1 protein-coding gene is annotated in these 564 nt (G+C 63.5%); it reads left to right on the forward strand.

Annotated features, from left to right (window positions below; translation table 11 throughout):
* A partial coding sequence (locus ACQ4OD_RS26380) for an AMP-binding protein (protein ID WP_430945230.1) occupies window positions 1-564 on the forward strand: 564 nt, incomplete at both ends.

A 564-nucleotide genomic window follows, 5' to 3' on the forward strand; every position in this document is an offset into this window, starting at 1 on the left:
GAATCCGGAGCACCTGACCCGGCCAGACAACCTGGCCTATGTGATCTACACCTCGGGCTCGACCGGCAAGCCGAAAGGCACTTTGCTGCCGCACCACAACCTGCTGCGCCTGTTCAAGGCCACCGATGCTTGGTTCGGCTTCGGCCCGCAGGATGTGTGGACGCTGTTCCACTCGTACGCCTTCGATTTCTCGGTGTGGGAGATCTTCGGTGCGCTGCTGCACGGTGGTCGTCTGGTGATCGTGCCGCGTGAGGTGACCCGTTCGCCGGAGGACTTCCACCAGTTGCTGGTGGAGCAGCGCGTGACGGTGCTGAACCAGACCCCGTCGGCATTCAAACCGCTGATGCGCGTGGCCTGTGACAGTGCATCCGACCTTGCGCTGCGCTATGTGATCTTCGGCGGCGAAGCGCTGGACGTAGCTGCACTGCAGCCATGGTTCGAGCGCTTCGGCGAGGACTGCGACAACCTGATCAACATGTACGGCATCACCGAGACCACGGTGCACGTGACCTACCGGCCGATCCGCTTCGCCGACACGCAACAGGCGGGCAGCCCGATCGGTGC

The sequence above is a fragment of the Pseudomonas sp. WC1 genome (genome assembly GCF_050586565.1).
In the GTDB taxonomy this organism is placed as follows: domain Bacteria; phylum Pseudomonadota; class Gammaproteobacteria; order Pseudomonadales; family Pseudomonadaceae; genus Aquipseudomonas.